This window comes from Psychrobacter sp. ANT206, from assembly GCF_056880555.1.
In genome coordinates this window covers 2,308,404-2,323,496 of record NZ_CP096271.1, presented here as the reverse complement: position 1 = coordinate 2,323,496, position 15,093 = coordinate 2,308,404, and the positions used below count along the sequence as shown (strand labels likewise).

The following is a 15,093-nucleotide window of genomic DNA, read 5'->3' as shown; positions in this document are numbered from 1 at the left end:
TACTGATTATTGGTTTCCTAAACGAGTTTTAAAATTCTTATACTAGATAAAGTGAGTATGTTATGCGCGAAGTAAAATTAGCAAGATTTTCTAGTCGATTGACCGTATTGTCTATGGGCATAGCAGCAGTATTAGGGGCACAAGCGGCGAGTGCTGGGACCTCAGCAGATATGCCGAGCACTACCTTACAGACCATCACAGTGACGGCAAACAGCTCAGTACGTGAAAGCGTGCAAGAGGGCGATGTTGATGTTGAAGGCTATACCCCAGCTGCGCAGGCAAGCCACTTAAGTGATTTTTTAAATGTCGTACCCGGTGTTACGGTAGGTGGTACGTCAGCAGTTAATCAACGCATTCGCGTACGTGGACTCGATGATACCAATCTAAAAGTCACTATTGATGGCGCTCGCCAAGAAGGCACGCTGTTTTATCATATGGGCGATGTGACCATTGACCCTGATTTGCTAAAACAAGCGGAAGTATCGGTCGGTAATAACTCAGTGACACTAGGTAACGATGCGCTAGGTGGCGCAGTTGCTTTTAAAACCGTTGATGCCGCTGATTTGCTAAAACCGGGGCAAAAAATCGGTGCCAAATTGCATGCAGGTTATGCTAGTAATAATGATGAATTGCTCACCTCAGCGACTGTGTTTGCTGCGCCAACGGATAATATAGACTTACTGGCTTATTATGGTCAGCGTAATGCCAATGCGGGTGAAGATGGCGAAGGTCGTAAGATCCAAACGGAAGATAGCAAAGGCGAGAATATTTTATTAAAGGCAGGTGCGTATATTGCCAATGACCATCACATAGGGGCTAGCTTTAGCCGTACCGAAAACGAAGGCATGTTCCCATTACGCCCAGATTTCCCAGCAAGCCCAGGCGTTGGCAGCTGGAATGAAATTCTGCCGCAAAAGGTTAAGCGTGATACCTATGGTTTAGACTATAGCTACAATCCTGCCAGTAACTTGGTCAATGTCGATACCAATGTTTATCAAACCGAAACGCAGATTTCACGCGATACCGACTATACGACAAAGCCAGGTTATAACTGGGAAGCGGGCGTAAAAACCACCGGCGTAAAAATTCAAAATACTAGCATCATTGATACCAATGTCGGCAGCCATAAACTAATTGCCGGTATTGAACACTATAAAAAAGAATCTGAGCTAGAGCGTGACTTTGTTAAAAAAGGCACCGATGAAGCCAAGAATACCTCTATTTATCTAGAAGATCAGTGGAAAAATGGCAAATTAACCTTAACGCCGGGCGTACGCTACGACCGTTATGAGTCGCCTGAATTTGTTGCTGGTGGCAAAACTTATGACAATGTCGTTGGTGCGCTTGCAGCAAGCTATGAGATTGCACCGTTAACGCAAGTGTTTGCCAGTTATACGCAGTTATTTAACGGTCCTGATTTGAGTCAAGCGATCTTTAACTCAGATGGCGACAAAACCTACGTCAATAGTGACTTAAAAGCAGAAGAAGGGTCAAATGCTGAGATTGGTATCGTAAAAACCTTGCGCGATCTAACGGTAGCGGGCGATGCACTGCAACTTAGCGGAAAATACTTTGAAACTGATATCGAAAACTTTATTGAATTTGTCCGTTCTGGTGGTACTCGCGTTGGCTTAGACTGTACCACTGGACAACTTGGTGGCGCTTGCCAAGGCGCGGTCAATAAAGATGAAGATTATAAAATTAAGGGTGTTGAGCTCGCTGCTGACTATAAAATGGATAATTTTAGCATGGGTCTAAGCTATGCCCATGCACGTAGTAAAGGTGATAAAACGGGCTATAGCATCCCATCAGTGACTGGTGGCAGCGCCGACTCAGGCGATAAATATATGGTGAACTTGGCCTACGTACCAACAGACACTACTGAGCTGGGCTGGCGCAGTACCTATGTGGCTGCCATCACGCCCAAAACTGAATCTGCCCAGCCTGAAAAGTCTAACTATGATGTGCATGATATTTTTATGAGCTATATGCCAAAACAAGTCGATGGTTTAAAAGCGACTGTTGGGGTTTATAATATCTTTGATGAAACCTATGCCAGCCATGCGTCACGTTCGCTTGCAGAACAAGCAGATGGTTTGCGCACCGACTTTGAACCCGGTCGCAATATCAAAGCATCTTTAACCTATCAGTTCTAAATTTATACTGATCATGCGTAAAAAATGAGTGTTAAAAAAGCCAGCTGCTTTGTATAAGAGCTGGCTTTTTTATGTCGAAACCTCTTTTTTAAACCATATGTCTTTTTTAAACCGTTTTATGCGTCTTTAACACATCAGCATTTAGCGCCATTCTAACGCTAAAATTAACAAAGAATAATAATCAATGATTTCATTTAACCCACGCCAAACTTGCTTATGGATTCACCGTTATACTGGACTTGTGATGGCCGCTTTTTTACTCATGGCTGGTATAACGGGCGCACTATTGGCATTTCACGATGAGCTGGACGCGGTATTTAATCAGCGTTTGGCGGTTGTTGAGAAAGCGCAGACACCGCCATTGTCTATCGCCACCTTGCATGACAAGGTGATTAGCCATTATCCAGAATACAGTTTTTCAACTATGCCAGTAGCAATCGAGCCTAACCGCGCCGTCGTCTTTGCGGTTGATAAATATAAAGGCGATGTAAAGGTAGAACCTGCGCCTTTATTTCAAGAGGTTTATATCAATCCCTATACTGCGGATATCATTGGGGCACGTGATAAAGACGAGTGGGCATGGCGCAATAGCATGTGGAAGGTGTTCTGGCTGCATCGTGAGTTGTTGCTTGGTGATATTGGTAAGTTAGTACTAGGTATTATTGCGCTTGTTTGGACGATTAATTGTTTTATTGGATTTTATTTGACCTTTCCAAGAGCGGTTAAAAAGAATCAGGTACCGCCCCAATATCCTGCTAAAAAACGGGCTTCTTTATTAAAACGCTGGCTGCCTGCGTGGAAAATCCGCACCAAAACCAATGCCTTTAAGCTTAATTATGATGTGCATCATGCGTTTGGTTTATGGTTGTGGCTGATGCTGTTTGTGATTGCTTGGTCAAGTGTCGGTTTTAATTTGCAGCAGATCTATAAGCCGGTGATGCAAGCGGTGGTAGGGCTTGACAGTAAAGCAGGTAACAAAGGCAAAGAAGATAAATTGAATAAAGCAGATAAATCTAGCGCGCCAGTTAGCACTGAAATGATCACCGCTGATGTTGTTAATAAAGTCAATAGTATCGATTATTTAAGCAAGCAAGCAACTATTGCCGCGCAGGAAAACGGCTTAACCGTACAGCAATTATTGGGTATTCGCTGGGTTGAGGAAGATAAGCAGTGGCAGATGCGCTTTAAAACCAATCAAGACATCGGCAAGAAAAGTGGCGCGTCTTCAATTACAGTCAATGCAAGAGATGGTAGCGTTGAGAAAATAAATTTTGCTTATCAAAACGCCTCATTTGGTCATAAAGCTGACCAATGGTTATTCACCTTACATATGGGACATATCAGTCATGGTGTCGGTCATCTGGCATATCAAATATTCTTGGCATTGATTGGCTTAGCCGTTGCCGTCTTGTCTGGTACTGGGGTATATCTGTGGTGGAAAGGTCGACAGCAACGCTTAAAATCTTTGCGAAAGCTAAGATAAAGTTGGGCTAAAAGTGACAAAGCCGCTTACAAGTACGATTTTAAGCCGCATCCACGATTACCGGACGACCTTGATGATTGAGTACGGTAACGTCAACGTTATAGAGATCTTTCATGGTTTGTTGGGTAATGACATCGACAGGACGTCCAATAGCTTGTACTTGACCGTCCTTCATGGTCACCACCGTATCAGCGAACTGGGCGGCTTGATTGATGTCATGGAGGACAATGACCACGGTTTTTTGCTGACTATGACTTAACTCACGCAGCTCACGCATCAAGCGACCTGAATGATACATATCGAGATTATTTAGCGGTTCATCAAGCAATAAATACGGTGTATCTTGGCAAACAATCATCGCAATCAGCACCCGTTGCCGCTGTCCACCCGATAAGGCAGATAAAAAACGCTCCGCTAATGGCTCTAGCTCAAAGCGTTCGATAATCTCAGCCACTTTTTCCTGATCGCTTGCCGTTGGACGACCTTGATGATACGGATAGCGCCCAAACATCAGTAATTCATGCACCCGCAGCCGCCCTTGTACTTGATTGTCTTGACTGAGCATCGCTACCGTTGTCGCAAGGGTACGCGCATTGCATTGAACAATATCACGTTCCTCATTATCTACAGCAAAGCTAACCTGTCCGCTTTGCAATGATTGCAACCGCGCCATCACCGAAAATAACGTCGATTTACCGGCACCATTGGGACCAATTAAAGCGATGACTTGTGATGGTGGCAATAATAAGTTGATATCGTGTAAAATCTGCTGCTTGCCAATATGATGCGATACATCCGTTATTTTTATCATAATGCTTCTTTTTTAGCTGAATGTTTAATAAGTTTTTTAATTCAAGCGCCGCTGGCTCATAAATATCAATGCTAAAAATACCAAGCCGCCTGCCAGCTCAATAACGACTGATAATACGCCTGCCATACCGAGCACTTGTTCAAAGAGCGTTTGACCGAGTACCAAGCAAATCATCGCTACTAAACTCACTAAAATGAGCCGTTCGCTATGATACATATGGCGCGCCAGTCGATTGGTTAGAGCACAGACCAATAAACCGAAAAAGGTCACTGGACCGACCAATGCCGTAGCTGTAGCGACCAATACCGCGATGACAGTTAATAGCCCAAATGCCAAACGTTGATAGTTAATACCGAGATTAGTTGCCTGCGCTTTACCCAACATAAGCACATCACATTGATACCGCCAGCGCCAAATAAATAGCGCACTCACGACACAAATAAATAGACTGATGACTAATAGCTGCGGATTGACCGTATTAAACTGCGCGTAACTTGCTGATTGCACCACCACAAAATCATCTGGATTAATCAGTCGCGCAATCAGGGCTGATAAGCTGCGAAACAAGACGCCAAAAATAACCCCTACCAATATCAGCCGCGTTAAATCCTGACTGCTTTTGGAAAACAGTAATTTAAACAGCAATAACGACGCGCCAAACATCAATACAATCTCAAGCGAAAATTTGGCAACTGGATTAAGACTGGTGAAGCTAATCGCGCCTAAGAAAAATACCAATAGACTTTGTAATAATACATACAGCGAGTCAAAGCCCAACAATGAGGGCGTGAGGATAGGGTTATGGGTTAAAGTCTGGAAAAGCAGAGTAGAGACGCCAATTGCGTAGCCGACCACCATCAGCGCTAGCAATTTCTTAGCGCGCAGTGGTAGAGCAAAGTCCCAATGCCCATGGACATTGACGGTTAAAAATAAAATGGTGGAGATTAATAAAACAAGAGCAGCAACAGATTTAGGATGTTGACTGATAGTTAACCCTAGCCTTGCCCAGAATTTTGCTAATGGGTTCAGATTGGTGGTAGCACTCTTAGCACTATCAATAGTAGCATTAGTCGTTTGACCAGACGAGGCAGAAGATAAAAACATACGCTAATCTTATAAAAGAGAATGGCAAGTAAAACAACGATAACTTAGATAATCTAACTCATTTAGGACTCAGCAGGCGCACGTAATAATAGCCATAGAAACACCACCGTTCCGACCACGCCAAAGACGGTCGCTACCGGAATCTCGAACGGATAGCGAATCGAGCGTCCGATAATATCGCAAAGTAATAACGCTGAAGCACCCAATAACGCTACCGCTGGCAAGCTGCGCCTGAGCTTATCGCCCATAATGCGACTGACGATATTCGGCACGACCAAACCAATAAAAGGAATCATGCCAACTGTCACGACGACCACGGCACTCATCATGGCGACCATGCCAACGCCAATCCACGTCACATGACGCTTACTAATACCCAAATTTAAAGCAATATTATCGCCCAAACCAATAATGGTCAGCTTATCGGCGATAATATAAGCAATAATACACAGCACGCCGGTCAACCATAACAGCTCATACCGTCCTGACAACACGCTTGAGAAGTCACCAAATTGCCAAACGCTGAGCATCTGTAACGTTTCCGTTTGATAGGCAATAAAGGTAGTAATAGCGTCAATAATCCCGCCAAAGACAATACCAATCAACGGAATCATCAAGAAATCTGTCGGCGGAATACGATGAATCAGCAGCATAAAGAGCATCATGCCAAATACCGCCGCAATGGTTGCCACACTCATCTTTACAATTAGCGCGCTGGCCGGAAAGAACAGACTCACCACCAATAAGCCAAGGGCAGCGCTTTGAGTTGCGCCCACCATAGACGGCTCTACAAAGCGATTCTTGAGTACCACTTGAATAATCATTCCAGCCACTGCCATGGCAATACCGGTCAAAATAATAGCAATCGTTCGCGGCAAACGACTGACCAGCATCAGGGAGCTGTCCGAGTTGGCACTATGATTGATGAGGCTATGAAAAACACCTGACCATGAAAAGTCAGCAACCCCAATAGATAAACTTAGCAATATCAACATTCCCATGATGGCAAAGCTTGCAGTATTGATTAACCAAGGTGCTATTTTTGCGTGGCGTGGTTTAGAGTTTAACTGACCATTTACCTTCTGCTGCCATCTTGAGGGTACAGAAGATATAGATTTATCACTATTAGCGTTATCAATATTAGTAGCGTGATTAGAAAATAGGGGCATAACGGCTGCTAACTTATGGCTGGCGTAAAGGGTAGACGCAAGAATGGGCACTTACGTCTGTTTTTCAACGAATAAAAATATTTACTTTGCTTGGCTAAATGCCGTTTTGATCGCGGTCAAATCTTGCATCCACTGATAATAACCGCCAAATGCTAGGTATGAATCTGGGCTTAGATAGACCACTTGAGATTTTTTCCAAGCCGTCGTTTGCGCGACTAATGGATTGTCCAAGACGGCTTTTGCACCAACGCTTTCTTCACCGATAGCCGCGCTACGGTCAATCACAAACAACCAGTCAGGGTTGGTTTTTTGCAAGTATTCAAAGGAAACCGGCTGACCATGATCGGCGTCTTTTATCTGATTATCTACCATAGGTACGCCAAGTACGGTATGGATAAAGCCAAAACGTGACTTATCACCGTAAGCAGACAACTTATTACCATTAACCATGATGACCAAGCCATTGCCTTTATCTTTGGTCGCTGTTTTCGTCTCATCAATAAGACCGTCGATATCCTGTTGCAGCTTCAAGGCTTGATCGCTTTTGCCAAATAACGCACCCAAATCATGCAAGCGCTGTTTGCTAGACTCATAGATATTGGCAGTATCAATACTCATATCGAGCGTTGGGGCGATGCTTGAGAGCGCATTATATTTCTCTGCCATACGCGAGCCGACCAAGATAGCTTGTGGCTGCATTGCATTTAATGCTTCAAGATCTGGCTCAAATACCGTGCCGACTTCTTTCGGATCTGGTTGAGTTTTTGAATGCAGGTTATTCAATTTTAGACCGCTTGGCATGCCATCAACAGCGACATCGAGCGCTGCCAAATCCTGCATCAAGGTCATGTCATAAACCACTAGCGGCGATGGGTTGATTGCCAAATCAACAGATCCCTTGATGGTATAAACGCTAATAGTGGTCACAGAAACCGCCTCGTTAGTGGCGACATTTTTGGCTTTATCAGCGGTTTTATTTTCGGTGTTGCTATCTGCGGGTTCTGAGTCATTAGATTCAGGAGCGCTACAGCCAGTTACGGTAATACTAGTAAGCAGTGCTGTCATGAGTGCAGCTATTAAGGGACGTTTAAAAACAGGAGTAGCGCGGTGACTAGAGAATGAGGTAGTAGACATAGATAACTCGGTATAGGACGGGTTTTGGCAGTTTTATACAACCTGCTCGATAAAAATCTTCATTTAACGGCAGGTTAAATGAGTCGGTGTTTTATTATAAATTGGGTAAATAATTCAGCCGCCATCATAAAGTAATTGAGACGTATTATCAATAAAGATGATAATGATTTTTATTAACTAAGTGTATTCAGGTTATAATAAACTCGCATACTGACCTAGATTGAACTTAAAAAATTCACAATAACGCCTGAAATATTAGAAATTTACTATTGATAATAATTATCGTTTGCATTATTATCACCACCATTCTATGACGGTTAAATGCTAGAGTATTATGAGTTCAACGGATTTAGAGACGCCCCCACTTAAATCAATCTTGATAGCGATACTAGTTGTAGTAGGCCTTCACGTGCTTACGGCAGTGGCATTGGTGGCAATGAAACCGTCTGCACCCAAAGTCGCGCTGCCCAAACAGACGCCGCCTATTGAAATAGAGCTGGTATCATTACCTGCTGCGTTACCTAAAGAGCCGGAAAAAGTGGTGAAGTCTGTTGAAAAAGAAGTGACTAAGGTTGTGATAGATAAAAGCACGCCAGCGCCAAAACCGCAGGCTATAATAAAACCAAAGCCGGTCACAGAGACGCTAAAACAACCAGTGGTACAAGAACGCAAACCTGATATTACACCGCTAGTCAAAAAAGAAAAGACAACGTCGATTGCTCAAGAAAAGCCGTCACAAAAACAGACTAAGCAAGAAGAGCCGCATCCCGCCATTGATAAAGCCATATCTGAGCAGCTTGCTAATAACCAAAAGGTTAACAATCAGCAAGCTGAGCAACGTCGACTTGTAGCAGCACAAGCGGAAAAAGCAGCGCAAGAAGCACAGAGGCAACAGGCGCAGGCTCAGGAAGCGCAAAGAGTAGCAAATGCTAAAGCGAGTGCCGAAGCAGCAAATGACGCGGCTCAAAAAGCAGCAAGAGCGGCTAAGCAAGCAGAAGAGGCCGCTAAAGCAGCTGCTGAAAGTAATGAGCCTGTCAATTTTACCGCCAGCTCGGCAAATTGGGTATCAGCGCCAAACTTCAGTTTCCCTGAGCGCGTTGCACGACGAGCAAATTCGGGTGATACGCTCAACGTAGTGTTGATACTGAGGGTAAACAAGCAGGGCGGGATCGATAATGTGCGTATCGCTCAATCTTCGGGGAATGCGGCATTGGATAAAGAAGCGACGCGGCAAGTGCGCTCAGGCAAGTTCAAACCCTTTACGAATAATGCTGGCGTACCAGTGGTTGGTAATGTGACCTTGCCTGTGAGCTACGCAGTACCTTAATGATTATCCATCTATAAAAACATACATTCTACTCTTTTCACGATAAGCATAAATGCGATAGTCGCTGCAGGTTTATGTGATGGCACAACTTACTAGGGAGTCTGACATGGACTTTACAACTTACTGGCAATATAGCGACATGGTGACTAGAACCTTGTTCTTTTTACTGCTCGCTTTATCTATCATCTCTTGGGTCACGGGCATCATTCGGGTGCTACAAAGCCGAAAATTGGTGACGACTGTTGCTGATGATTTGAGCCAGCAGATGCAGGCAAAGCGCTCAGATCTAAGCGTGGCAGATGCAGCGACGCGGCGTTTGATTACTGAGCAAACCTTGCTAAAGCACATTGGTCGCTACCGTTTTGCTAGCGAGCGTGGTTTGCCTATCCTTGGTACGACAGCAGCGATTGCACCGTTTATTGGTCTGTTTGGGACAGTATGGGGTATTTTCCATGCCCTACGTAATATTGGTATGAGCGGACAAGCAGGACTTGGGCAGGTAGCGGGACCGGTCGGTGAGGCACTTATCATGACCGGTTTAGGAATAGCCGTAGCGATTCCAGCGGTAGTGTTCTATAACCTTGCTGTACGTATTAATCGTAGCATCATGTACCATGCAAATGATCGCGCCCATGATTTACTGGCGCAATCTGCTGAGCTAGCAGTCACACAACAATCATCAATAAATAATGAACATGCCGTGACTCAAGCTCAGTTAGTAAAAGGCAATCATACAGAGACGCAAGCCCCTCAACAAACAGAACATTATCATAAATCAGCGCCATCACAGCCGTAACTCTATTTATTGATAGGGTTTTACATTAAAAGAAAGCGAAGCGACAGATAAGCTAGAAAGTAATAGCTTTGATGATTATACAAAACGTATTGAGAATATTATGGCATTTCAATTGGGTGATGATAGTAGTCAAAGCATGAATGAGATGAACCTCATTCCGCTGATCGATATCATGCTGGTATTGATGATTATCTTTTTGTTGACGGCGAGCGTATTGAATCCGGCAGTGCCATTAGATTTGCCAAAGACCAGTGCGATGTTAAATGAAATCCCGCCCGAAGCGATCCAAATCAGTATTGATAAAGATGCAGGAATATTTTGGGACAGCGATCCTATTAGTATGGAAGAGCTAGAAGTACGCTTGCAGCAGCAAAGTGCCGCTGGCAAAGATCCTTCCGTACAGCTACGTGCTGATAAAGACAGTAAATATGATACCGTCGCTCAAGTGTTGGCAGCGGCGAGTGAAGCGGGACTAAGCAAAATAGCCTTTGTTAATGAATAATCGTTAAAGCCATAAACCTACTAAAAATATCAGCAAGCTTATTAACAGAAAAATCAGTAGAATAATAATAAGAACCATTAAAATAATAAACTTTCTCTCCGGCCTCACAAGGTAATCTTGTGAGGTTTCCTTTATTTTATTAATGTATTATTTAGCTTTTATTCTTGATAAATGCTTACCAGCCGTAGCCAAATGGGCGATAGCCGTAGCCGCCATAGCGTCCAGGACCATAACCAAACGGATAAGGCGACCGCAAGTAATCAAGGTCACGTTGGCGGATATGATAATAGCGACCTTGCGCGTAAGCTTCTTCGAGCTTTTCAATGCCTTCAAGCGGGCAGACAGGCTGCCAGTCATAGCCTTCACGACCACGCTTATAAGCATTTAGCTCAGTACAGTATTTTTTTAGCCCCAGCTGACGACCCTGTTCCCATTGAATACGGTTTGGCATGGGAGCGCCAGCACTAGCACAGCTATTAGCATAATGACCAAAATAATCCCCCGAGCGCCCATTGATACCATCAGCATAGCCAACTTCTTGCCAGTTGCTGCTTTGACATTGCTGCGGCGTTAGGCTTTTTTGGGTGGTGGCACAGCCTGATAAAGTAAATAAGGCAACACCGATTAGTGTTAAGGCAACGCTGGACCTACTCATGATTGGACTGCGCGATTTTTGAGTAAAATTGGCACTCGATGAGTTTCGCTTAATAAGATTATTCATAATAAACCTGCGCGCGTTTAAAATTATGGTTTATCATAGCACCTTTTTATAGGCTCGACTTTTTGTATCTTGTTATCGAACGAGTAGCTTTCTGTACTAAGTATTTGATATGCCACTATAAATATCAGCGATATTGTAGATTAGCTGGTGGCTTGTCTCATAACAATAGATAATCTAGCATGCGGTAATTTGTGTACTTGCGCTCTATTCTTCTTGATTTTTGAGAGCTGACACGCATTATAAATACAGTTATCAAGGTCAGTCACGTATAAAATAATCGCTGTTATGAGCGAACTTATTAGCTAAAAGGTCAGATTGTCATGGGTATGTGGATTGCTATTCTCATTGTACTATTCGTATTAGGGAGTATGATGGCGCTCAAGCCGAGCGGTATCGATCAGCGTTTAGATAAGCTGCGTATGACCGCGCGCCGCTTGCAGCTCAATCCAAAGCTGGTCACTTGTCCTGACTGGATAAAGGGTAAAGACAATGAGTATGGTCGCGGGATGATGGGGCAGTATTGCTTAATATTAGAAAATACCAATCTGCCGTTTACCCGCTATCAAGTGATTGATGGGCAATGGCGACCAGATAGTAGTTTTGTCGATACGACTACAGATGATAATAAGCTTATCGTGCCAACAGCTATTCGTGCGAATCAAAGCAATACCCATACGGCAATTAAGAAGCCCAATGTCAGTTTGGACAAGATGCCACTTGATTTGCCAGTCAGTATTGAGCCCTATGTAAAGGGGCTATTGACTAAGGCAAATAGTATCGTAATTTATTGGGAAGATATCGCTTATGTACGCCCTGCGACCAATCCTGCTTATCAGCAAAAATTGATTGAGAGCGATTTATTAGCGCTCAAAGAAAAGCTTGAAGAGTGGGCGCTGCAGATGCAAGAGACCCTATAAAAATCGCCACAAGGTAGCAAATTGTTTTTTCGTCTCCATAAACGAGCGATATGCAAGTGCTTTTGGCAGACGCTTAGTCATTTTCAGTTGACAGTTTAAGCCTTAGCAGTGTAACGTCTTTATAACTGAAACCTTTCGTTATGGTTATCATTTGTTTTATAACCGATTTTACTAGCAGCCATTACTACAATAATTTGCCACGCCCTTATAACCAAACCTATAAATGGCATGCTGCTAGACAATTCTTATTTTAATTTACTTATTATGGTGTCGTCACCTATGACAAAACCCGCAGCTAAAAAAAGTGCAGCGCCCGCTGCTGACAAACCTAAAGGCAGCCCAAAAGCCAGTCCAAAGGGCAAATCTTTGGTGATTGTTGAATCACCCGCCAAGGCAAAAACCATCAATAAATACTTGGGTGATGATTTTATCGTGCGCTCAAGTATCGGTCATGTCCGAGATTTGCCAGTCGGTGCAAGTAAAAGCGCAAAGAAACCAGCAACGACCAAAAAAGATGACAGCCTAAGCAAAGAAGAGAAAACTCAGCAAGCATTGGTACGGCGTATGGGTGTCGACCCTGAGCATGATTGGGCGGCAGTCTATGAAATCTTGCCAAATAAGACCAAGGTCATCAAAGAGCTGAAAGCTTTAGCCAAAGACGCTGACAAAATCTATCTGGCAACGGATATGGATAGAGAGGGAGAGGCGATTGCTTGGCATCTTAAAGAAGTCATTGGCGGCGCTGACAGTAAGTATGAGCGTGTGGTTTTTAACGAGATTACCAAATCTGCCATTCAAAATGCCTTTAAGCAACCGTCTAAACTTGATATTGACCGAGTTAATGCACAGCAAGCGCGTCGCTTCTTAGACCGTGTCGTTGGTTTTATGGTATCGCCACTTTTGTGGCAAAAGGTTGCTCGTGGTCTATCGGCGGGTCGCGTCCAGTCTGTTGCTATGCGCTTGGTTGTTGAGCGTGAGCATGAAATTCGCGCCTTTATTCCAGAAGAATATTGGCAGATTCATGCCGATACCCATATTGCTGAGAGCAAAGCCAAAAAAGCTGCAGACGCTGAGCAAATTGGTATTCGTTTAGAAGCCACTAAGCAAGGCGGCAAAACGCTAAAGCTCGTCAATAAAGAGCAGACTGATAAAGTATTAGATGTCCTAAAAGCAAATGACTTTATCGTCAAAGAACGTGAAGAGAAGCCAACGCAGTCGAAACCAAGCGGGCCTTTTATTACCTCGACTTTGCAACAAGCCGCCAGCACGCGTCTGGGATTCTCAGTTAAGAAAACCATGATTTTAGCGCAACGTTTATATGAAGCGGGTCACATTACTTATATGCGTACCGATTCGACCTTTTTATCAGGTGATGCGCTTGCTGCGGTACGTGGCTATATCGAAGACAGTTATGGCGCAAAATACGTGCCAGAAAAGCCGAATTTCTATGGTAATAAACAAGGCGCACAAGAAGCGCATGAAGCCATACGTCCGTCTAACGTCAATATGAAGTCAACGCAGTTGAAAGCCGTTGAGCGTGATGCAATACGTTTGTATGAGCTAATCTGGCGTCAGTTTGTGGCCTGTCAGATGCTACCAGCAAAATATCTATCAGTGAATTTATTCGTTGCTGCTGGCGACGTTGAGTTAAAAGCACGCGGTCGTACCTTGGTATTTGATGGCTATACTAAAGTGATGCCACCTGCCAAGACTGACGATAACTTATTACCAGATGTGAAAAAAGGCGATAAGTTAATAGTAGATAAGCTTGATCCGAGTCAACATTTTACCAAGCCGCCACCGCGTTTTACTGAGGCAAGCTTGGTCAAAGAGCTTGAGAAAAAAGGCATCGGTCGTCCATCGACCTATGCTTCTATCATCTCGACTATTCAAGATCGCGGTTATGTGAAGTTAGAAAACAAGCGCCTGTTTGCTGAAAAAATGGGTGATATCGTCACCGATAGACTGACAGCAAGTTTTCCTGATTTGATGGATTATACCTTTACTGCCGCGCTAGAGGACAAGCTTGACCATGTTGCAGAAGGCGATACAGATTGGAAAGATGTGCTCGATAACTTCTACGGTGAGTTCAAAACGACTCTGGATCGTGCTAAAGAAAAAGACGGCATGCGCCCAAATGATCCGACCGACGTACCAGATGTCCATTGCGATCTTTGTGCTCGTCCAATGCAGCTACGTACCGGTTCAACGGGTGTATTCTTAGGTTGTACTGGTTATAACTTACCACCAAAAGAGCGCTGTAAAGGTACTAAGAACTTAATGCCAGTCGAAGCTTTTGCCAATCTTGATGATGCCGAAGGTGATGACGAAGCGGCCGAAGTCAGAGATTTGATGGAGAAGAAACGCTGCCCGAAATGCGGTACGGCAATGAATGGTTATATCGTTGATGGCGGTCTGAAGCTGCATGTGTGTGGTAACAATCCTGATTGTGATGGTTATGTCTTAGAAGAAGGTAAGTTCGAAGTTCCTGGTTCTGATTCTCCAACCATTGATTGTAATAAGTGCGATGGACAAATGGAGCTAAAGACAGGACGTTTTGGTCCTTACTTTGCGTGTCAGCAATGTGATAACACGCGTAAAGTGCTGAAAACAGGCGAAGCAGCACCGCCGCGCATGGATCCTATCCATCTACCAGAGTTAAAATCTGTTAAGCATGAAGATTACTTTATCTTACGTGAAGGCGCAGCGGGCATGTTCTTAGCAGCCTCTAAGTTCCCTAAAGTACGGGAGACACGTCCGCCAAAACTTGCTGAGCTGCGAGAGATTAAAGATAAAATGGAAGACAAGTTCCAGTATTTGTTTGCAGGACCAGATGAAGATCCAGATGGTAATCCGACGATTTTACGTTGGTCGCGCAAGAAAAAAGAGCAGTATATCGGCTCTGAGAAAAATGGCAAAGCCACACGTTGGGGCGTTTACTGGCGTAAAGGCGAGTGGGTAGAGGAGTAAATT

Annotated in this window: 12 protein-coding genes; 7 read left to right on the top strand and 5 right to left on the bottom strand. The window is 44.0% G+C overall.

Annotation, left to right across the window (positions count from 1 at the left end; genetic code table 11):
- Positions 1 to 62 precede the first annotated feature (62 nt).
- Positions 63 to 2,156, top strand: coding sequence for a TonB-dependent receptor domain-containing protein (locus tag M0221_RS09620; RefSeq protein ID WP_483283693.1), 2,094 nt, complete (start codon positions 63 to 65; stop codon positions 2,154 to 2,156).
- Positions 2,157 to 2,340: 184 nt separating this feature from the next.
- Entirely contained in the window at positions 2,341 to 3,639 is a 1,299-nt protein-coding gene (locus tag M0221_RS09615) for a PepSY-associated TM helix domain-containing protein (RefSeq protein ID WP_483283692.1), read from the top strand.
- A 40-nt stretch (positions 3,640 to 3,679) separates the two neighbouring features.
- On the opposite strand, the gene M0221_RS09610 is transcribed toward M0221_RS09615, so the two are convergent.
- From M0221_RS09610 to M0221_RS09595, 4 genes are all read right to left on the bottom strand, one after another.
- Positions 3,680 to 4,450: an iron ABC transporter ATP-binding protein gene (locus M0221_RS09610; protein ID WP_483283691.1), complete on the bottom strand. Its 771-nt coding sequence runs from the start codon at positions 4,448 to 4,450 to the stop codon at positions 3,680 to 3,682.
- 36 nt (positions 4,451 to 4,486) lie between these two features.
- Positions 4,487 to 5,554, bottom strand: coding sequence for an iron chelate uptake ABC transporter family permease subunit (locus M0221_RS09605; RefSeq protein WP_483283690.1), 1,068 nt, complete (start codon positions 5,552 to 5,554; stop codon positions 4,487 to 4,489).
- Positions 5,555 to 5,616: 62 nt separating this feature from the next.
- A complete protein-coding gene (locus M0221_RS09600; RefSeq protein ID WP_483283689.1) occupies positions 5,617 to 6,723 on the bottom strand; it encodes an ABC transporter permease in 1,107 nt (368 codons plus the stop codon).
- Positions 6,724 to 6,804: 81 nt separating this feature from the next.
- Entirely contained in the window at positions 6,805 to 7,857 is a 1,053-nt protein-coding gene (locus M0221_RS09595) for a siderophore ABC transporter substrate-binding protein (protein WP_483283688.1), read from the bottom strand.
- A 334-nt stretch (positions 7,858 to 8,191) separates the two neighbouring features.
- On the opposite strand from M0221_RS09595, the gene M0221_RS09590 reads away from it, so the two are divergent.
- From M0221_RS09590 to M0221_RS09580, 3 genes are all read left to right on the top strand, one after another.
- Positions 8,192 to 9,184 carry an energy transducer TonB gene (locus M0221_RS09590; protein ID WP_483283687.1) on the top strand — a complete coding sequence of 331 codons (993 nt, stop codon included), beginning with the start codon at positions 8,192 to 8,194 and terminating at the stop codon, positions 9,182 to 9,184.
- Between the two features lie 106 nt (positions 9,185 to 9,290).
- Positions 9,291 to 9,980 carry a MotA/TolQ/ExbB proton channel family protein gene (locus M0221_RS09585; RefSeq protein WP_020444083.1) on the top strand — a complete coding sequence of 230 codons (690 nt, stop codon included), beginning with the start codon at positions 9,291 to 9,293 and terminating at the stop codon, positions 9,978 to 9,980.
- 100 nt (positions 9,981 to 10,080) lie between these two features.
- Positions 10,081 to 10,482: an ExbD/TolR family protein gene (locus M0221_RS09580; protein WP_011514224.1), complete on the top strand. Its 402-nt coding sequence runs from the start codon at positions 10,081 to 10,083 to the stop codon at positions 10,480 to 10,482.
- A 175-nt stretch (positions 10,483 to 10,657) separates the two neighbouring features.
- Here the strand turns inward: M0221_RS09580 and M0221_RS09575 are convergent, their stop codons facing one another.
- A complete protein-coding gene (locus M0221_RS09575; RefSeq protein WP_483283686.1) occupies positions 10,658 to 11,203 on the bottom strand; it encodes a DUF2799 domain-containing protein in 546 nt (181 codons plus the stop codon).
- Positions 11,204 to 11,523: 320 nt separating this feature from the next.
- On the opposite strand from M0221_RS09575, the gene M0221_RS09570 reads away from it, so the two are divergent.
- Complete coding sequence (locus tag M0221_RS09570) at positions 11,524 to 12,120, top strand: hypothetical protein (protein ID WP_483283685.1); 597 nt, start codon at positions 11,524 to 11,526, stop codon at positions 12,118 to 12,120.
- 279 nt (positions 12,121 to 12,399) lie between these two features.
- On the top strand, positions 12,400 to 15,090 hold the full coding sequence (gene topA / locus M0221_RS09565) for a type I DNA topoisomerase (protein ID WP_483283684.1): 2,691 nt from the start codon (positions 12,400 to 12,402) through the stop codon (positions 15,088 to 15,090).
- The last annotated feature ends 3 nt before the right edge of the window (positions 15,091 to 15,093 follow it).

Coding starts and splice junctions, on each gene's coding strand:
- M0221_RS09620 (WP_483283693.1), top strand. CDS start 63: ATGCGCGAAGTAAAATTAGCAAGATTTTCTAGTCGATTGACCGTATTG.
- M0221_RS09615 (WP_483283692.1), top strand. CDS start 2,341: ATGATTTCATTTAACCCACGCCAAACTTGCTTATGGATTCACCGTTAT.
- M0221_RS09610 (WP_483283691.1), bottom strand. CDS start 4,450: ATGATAAAAATAACGGATGTATCGCATCATATTGGCAAGCAGCAGATT.
- M0221_RS09605 (WP_483283690.1), bottom strand. CDS start 5,554: ATGTTTTTATCTTCTGCCTCGTCTGGTCAAACGACTAATGCTACTATT.
- M0221_RS09600 (WP_483283689.1), bottom strand. CDS start 6,723: ATGCCCCTATTTTCTAATCACGCTACTAATATTGATAACGCTAATAGT.
- M0221_RS09595 (WP_483283688.1), bottom strand. CDS start 7,857: ATGTCTACTACCTCATTCTCTAGTCACCGCGCTACTCCTGTTTTTAAA.
- M0221_RS09590 (WP_483283687.1), top strand. CDS start 8,192: ATGAGTTCAACGGATTTAGAGACGCCCCCACTTAAATCAATCTTGATA.
- M0221_RS09585 (WP_020444083.1), top strand. CDS start 9,291: ATGGACTTTACAACTTACTGGCAATATAGCGACATGGTGACTAGAACC.
- M0221_RS09580 (WP_011514224.1), top strand. CDS start 10,081: ATGGCATTTCAATTGGGTGATGATAGTAGTCAAAGCATGAATGAGATG.
- M0221_RS09575 (WP_483283686.1), bottom strand. CDS start 11,203: ATGAATAATCTTATTAAGCGAAACTCATCGAGTGCCAATTTTACTCAA.
- M0221_RS09570 (WP_483283685.1), top strand. CDS start 11,524: ATGGGTATGTGGATTGCTATTCTCATTGTACTATTCGTATTAGGGAGT.
- topA (WP_483283684.1), top strand. CDS start 12,400: ATGACAAAACCCGCAGCTAAAAAAAGTGCAGCGCCCGCTGCTGACAAA.